The 5,160-nt window shown below is 38.8% G+C and carries 4 protein-coding genes; all 4 read left to right on the forward strand.

Features of this window, described 5'->3' with window-relative positions; translation table 11 throughout:
* Positions 1-1,018 precede the first annotated feature (1,018 nt).
* Genes rpsL through tuf form a run of 4 tightly spaced genes read left to right on the forward strand, consistent with a single transcriptional unit; the run spans position 1,019 to position 5,159 of the window.
* On the forward strand, positions 1,019-1,393 hold the full coding sequence (gene rpsL, locus OZD68_RS02305) for a 30S ribosomal protein S12 (protein WP_182309270.1): 375 nt from the start codon (positions 1,019-1,021) through the stop codon (positions 1,391-1,393).
* Between the two features lie 5 nt (positions 1,394-1,398).
* Positions 1,399-1,878 carry a 30S ribosomal protein S7 gene (gene rpsG, locus OZD68_RS02310; protein ID WP_182309271.1) on the forward strand — a complete coding sequence of 160 codons (480 nt, stop codon included), beginning with the start codon at positions 1,399-1,401 and terminating at the stop codon, positions 1,876-1,878.
* 21 nt (positions 1,879-1,899) lie between these two features.
* On the forward strand, positions 1,900-3,975 hold the full coding sequence (fusA, locus tag OZD68_RS02315) for an elongation factor G (RefSeq protein WP_182309272.1): 2,076 nt from the start codon (positions 1,900-1,902) through the stop codon (positions 3,973-3,975).
* A gap of 11 nt (positions 3,976-3,986) precedes the next feature.
* On the forward strand, positions 3,987-5,159 hold the full coding sequence (gene tuf, locus OZD68_RS02320) for an elongation factor Tu (RefSeq protein ID WP_010962309.1): 1,173 nt from the start codon (positions 3,987-3,989) through the stop codon (positions 5,157-5,159).
* Position 5,160 lies beyond the last annotated feature (1 nt).

Here is a 5,160-nt window from a genome sequence, read left to right on the forward strand (position 1 = left end):
AAGGGCTAGAGTATCCACTTTAACCTCTCTAAATTTGCTCACAATCTCTTAACTTGACGCGTATGGCTGTACGAACATTGCAATTTGCAGATCCAAGTAGCTTGACTACTTGGATCCAGCTAAGTTGGTGAGCATAAAAGTATAGCTAATGCGAGCTTTACTTCATACCGTCACGGTATCTCTAGATTCCGCTAACAAGTAGCGGGACGACGAGGTCAGGGTGTCATCCTAGTACCTTCTCCTGTCATCCCAGTGCCCAGACACTGAGATCCAGAAAAGTTTGCTTGTAAGCAAGCAAACTAGCACAGAAAGTGGTTACAACATTTTCGATGAGATTATATGGAAAACTGGATTCCAGTGTCAAGCACTGGAATGACACCTTCCTGCTCAGTTCATGTTGCCATAAATATTAAGAAATTTACCAAGCAAAAAAAAGGCAAAAGAAGCCCTAGTCATTGTCTATTTTCAGTATTGGCGTTTTTTAAGTCTTAAACACTGCAATTTAGCTGCTTTTAAATGCAACTCACCTTAGTTTAAATGTTTAAGAAATTTACTAAGCAGAAAAAAAGGCAAAAGACATCCAGTATTAGCCAGTTGTCACTCTCTAATCCTGCAAATTGGCGTACTATACTGTCTTAAACGCTTTATAAGCGCGTTTCAGCTTATATAGGTAAAAACCCAGAAATGTTGTGAAGACGTAAAGTGTGCATAGTGCAAAAAATTAAAAATAAGACGCCAATTACGTAATACTGTTGTCATTTAATCTGCACAGATTGAAGATAAATGAATACCTTCAGTACCATGATAATGGGGCTGGCGAAGGGTGTCAAGTAAGTTTTTTCGTTTCTACTGAATGACAGTTGTGGCTTGGGAGGTAGTGCAAGAAGTCTACTGATGGCTTTCAAGGCAGTTGAGCTTAATTATTAGAGTAGTAATGTTTATTTTTATATTGACTATTGAGGTTTATTATTTTATAACTAAAAACTTAGTTATTTTAATGAGCTTGAGTTTATAACATATGCCTACGATAAATCAATTAATACGTAAGGGTAGATTAGGATTGACCCATAGGAAAAAGGTACCAGCTTTGGGAGAAAGCAACCCTCAAAGGAGAGGTGTTTGCACTAAGGTGTATACTACAACTCCTAGAAAGCCTAACTCAGCGCTCCGTAAAGTAGCCAGAGTAAAAATTAGTGGGTATGGTGAAGTGACGGCTTATATACCTGGTGAAGGTCATAATTTACAAGAACACTCTGTTGTTTTGATACGTGGTGGGCGGGTTAAAGATTTGCCAGGTGTGCGTTATCACATAATAAGAGGTGCCCTTGATCTGCGTGGTGTGCAAAATCGAAAGAAAGCTCGTTCAAAATATGGTGTAAAGAAATCTGGTTAAAGTTTATGGCTCGTCGGAATAAAGCAAAAAAAAGAGAAATCAGTCCTGATTCGCGTTACGGCAGTGTTTTGCTGATGCGTTTCATTGATACAATCATGAAATGTGGTAAAAAATCTACTGCAGAAAAGATTATCTATGACGCTTTGTCTTTAGCTGAAAAGAAAATAGGCGAAGGTGGGTTATCAATTTTTGAGACAGCAGTAGGAAATGTTACTCCTTCTATAGAAGTGCGTTCTCGACGCATTGGTGGTGCAACTTATCAAGTACCTGTTGAAGTTCGACAAGATAGAGCGGTTTCTTTAGCGTTAAGGTGGATTGCTAAAGCAACTTCTGCTGCTCGAAAAAAGAGTGGAAAAACCACTGTTGATTGTTTGCAATCTGAAATACTGGATGCTTATAATAAACGCGGTGGTGCGTTTAAGATGTGCGAAGAAAAATATAAAATGGCTGAAGCTAATAAGGCATTTTCTCATCTTCGTTTTTAATGTTAGCTAATTAATTGTGATATGGAAATTGGAATATCTAAATACAGAAATATAGGGATAATGGCTCACATAGATGCTGGTAAGACTACCACAACAGAGCGTATTTTATTTTATACTGGTAAGCAAAATAGAATTGGTGAAGTGCACGATGGTGCAGCTTCTATGGATTGGATGGAGCAGGAAAAAGAGCGTGGTATTACAATCACATCTGCTGCAACAACATGTTTTTGGAATGATCATAGGGTCAATATAATAGACACTCCTGGTCACGTTGATTTCACTATTGAAGTTGAGAGATCTTTAAGGGTTTTGGATGGTGCAGTTGCTGTATTTGATGGAGTTGCCGGAGTTGAACCTCAATCTGAGACAGTGTGGCGTCAAGCTGATAAATATAGCGTTCCTCGTATCTGCTTTGTTAATAAGATGGATAGAATAGGGGCAAATTTTTATCGATGTGTTGATATGATAAAGACGAAGCTTGGTGCAGCGCCTTTAGTTATTCATTTACCAATAGGGAGTGAGAAAGATTTCAAAGGTATAATTGACCTTATTTCTATGAAAGCTATTATATGGCAAGAAGAAACGTTGGGCGCTAAATTTTCTTATGAAGATATTCCTTCTGATTTGCTTGATAAGGCTCAAGAATATCGAAATCTTTTATTAGATGCTGCAGCTGAGATGGATGATGAAGCGATGAATACTTACTTTGAGTCTAATGATCTGCCAGTGGATTTACTGAAAAAATGCGTGAGAAATGGGACCATTAAAGGAAAATTTGTTCCTGTGTTATGTGGATCAGCTTTTAAAAATAAAGGCGTACAACCACTTTTAGATGGTGTGGTTGACTTTTTACCTTCTCCTATTGATGTTGATGTAATTGTTGGAATTGATCCTAAAGATTCAGAAAAGAAAATTGAGGTCAAACCTTCAGAAAAAGAGAAATTTGTTGCTCTTGCATTTAAAGTGATGACGGATAAATTTGTAGGCAGCTTGACGTTTATCCGTATTTATTCTGGTAAATTAAAGTCTAAATCTACCGTTTCAAATGCGTTAAAAAACGAAACTGAAGGGATTGGCAGAATGTTACTTATGCATGCAAATAACCGAGAAGATATAACTGAGGCTAGGGCTGGAGATATAGTTGCTTTAGTTGGGCTAAAGAAAACAACCACCGGAGATACTTTATGTTCTGTTGATTTTCCTATATTATTGGAGCGTATGGAATTTCCTGAGCCTGTTATTGAAATTGCTGTGGAACCTAAAACCACTTCAGATCAGGAAAAATTAGGTATTGCTCTAAATAGGTTGGTTGCAGAAGATCCTTCTTTGAGAATGTCAGTAAATGCGGAAAGTGGCCAGACTATATTGAAAGGCATGGGTGAGCTCCATCTTGAGATTATTGTTGATAGAATGAAGCGCGAATTTAACGTTGAGGCTAACGTCGGTGCTCCTCAGGTTGCATATCGTGAAACTATCACTAAATCTGTTGAAATTGATTACACTCATAAAAAACAATCTGGTGGAGCTGGTCAGTTTGCTAAGGTTAAAATAAAATTTGAACCTCTTCAGCCTGGTTCTGGGTTTCAATTTGAAAGTAAAATTGTGGGTGGTGCTATTCCAAAAGAGTATATTCCTGGGGTAGAAAATGGCTTGGAGTTGATAAAAGAAGGTGGTATAATTTCGGGATTTCCGTTGATTGATTTTAAGGCTACCCTTCTTGATGGTGCTTTTCATGAGGTTGATTCTAGTCCTTTAGCTTTTGAACTTGCTGCTAAAGGTGCTTTTAAAGAGATGGCAAATAAAGCTGGTCCAAAAATGCTGGAGCCTATAATGAAAGTTGAAATCATTACTCCTGAAGAATATATGGGTGATGTTATGGGTGATATAAATAGTAGAAGAGGAAATGTTGCTGATATGCTCGATTTAGGTAATAATAGTAAAATAATTACTGCTTCGGTACCTCTTGCAAATATGTTTGGTTATATCAACGTTTTGCGTTCTATGTCTCAGGGAAGGGCGCAGTATAGTATGCATTTTTCTTGTTATGAGCAAGTGCCACAATATGTGGTTGATGAGTTAAAGTTAGAGTATAATTAAGGGTAATAATTATGACAGCAGTAGTGGAAGCATTTGGAAAGCCGCATGTAAATGTGGGAACAATAGGACATGTGGATCATGGGAAGACGACGTTAACAGCGGCGATAACGAAGCATTATGGAAATTTTGTAGCGTACGATCAGATAGACAAAGCGCCAGAAGAAAGGAAGAGGGGGATAACGATAGCAACAGCGCATGTTGAGTATCAGACAGAGAAAAGGCATTATGCACACGTTGATTGTCCTGGACACGCTGACTATGTAAAGAACATGATAGTAGGTGCAGCACAGATGGATGCGGCGATATTGGTAGTGTCGGGGGTTGATGGGCCAATGCCACAAACGAGAGAGCATATATTGCTGGCGAAGCAGGTAGGTGTTGGATATATCGTGGTGTATATAAATAAAGCTGATGTTGCTGATGCTGATATGATAGATTTAGTAGAAATGGAAGTGAGGGAATTACTGAGTAAATACGGATTTCCAGGGGATGAAGTGCCTGTGGTGGTTGGTTCAGCGCTCAAGGCGCTGGAGGATGACAGCAGCGAATATGGAAAGAAATCAATAGACAAATTGATGGAAAAGTTAGATGAATATGTAGCGGTTCCACCAAGGCCTGTGGATTTACCATTTTTATTGCCAATCGAAGATGTATTTTCGATATCGGGGCGAGGAACAGTGGTAACAGGAAGAATAGAGAAGGGAGAGATAAAGACGGGAGAAGAGATAGAGATAATAGGTCTGAAAGCGACGCAAAAGACGATATGCACAGGTGTAGAAATGTTTAAGAAGTTGCTGGATAAGGGAAGTGCAGGACTCAATGTAGGAATATTGTTAAGAGGAACAAAAAGAGAAGAAGTGGAGAGAGGGCAAGTATTGGCAAAACCTGGGACGATAACGCCGCATAGAAAATTTAAGGCGGAGGTTTATATATTAAAGAAAGAGGAAGGAGGAAGGCATACACCATTTTTTGCGAATTACCAGCCACAGTTTTATTTAAGGACAACGGATGTAACTGGGAGCATAAAATTGCTAGATGGGAAGGAGATGGTAATGCCAGGAGATAATGTGAGTGTAGAAGTAGAATTGCAAGTACCGATAGCAATGGATAAGGGGTTGCGTTTTGCGATAAGAGAAGGCGGTAGAACTGTTGGTTCTGGTGTTGTTTCTGAAATTTTGGAGTGAG

Source organism: Wolbachia endosymbiont of Drosophila bicornuta, from assembly GCF_028982105.1.
Lineage (GTDB): Bacteria > Pseudomonadota > Alphaproteobacteria > Rickettsiales > Anaplasmataceae > Wolbachia > Wolbachia pipientis.

Bases quoted from the DNA above. Each gene is read 5' to 3' on its own strand.
- rpsG (WP_182309271.1), top strand. From the start codon at position 1,399: ATGGCTCGTCGGAATAAAGCAAAAAAAAGAGAAATCAGTCCTGATTCG.
- rpsL (WP_182309270.1), top strand. From the start codon at position 1,019: ATGCCTACGATAAATCAATTAATACGTAAGGGTAGATTAGGATTGACC.
- tuf (WP_010962309.1), top strand. From the start codon at position 3,987: ATGACAGCAGTAGTGGAAGCATTTGGAAAGCCGCATGTAAATGTGGGA.
- fusA (WP_182309272.1), top strand. From the start codon at position 1,900: ATGGAAATTGGAATATCTAAATACAGAAATATAGGGATAATGGCTCAC.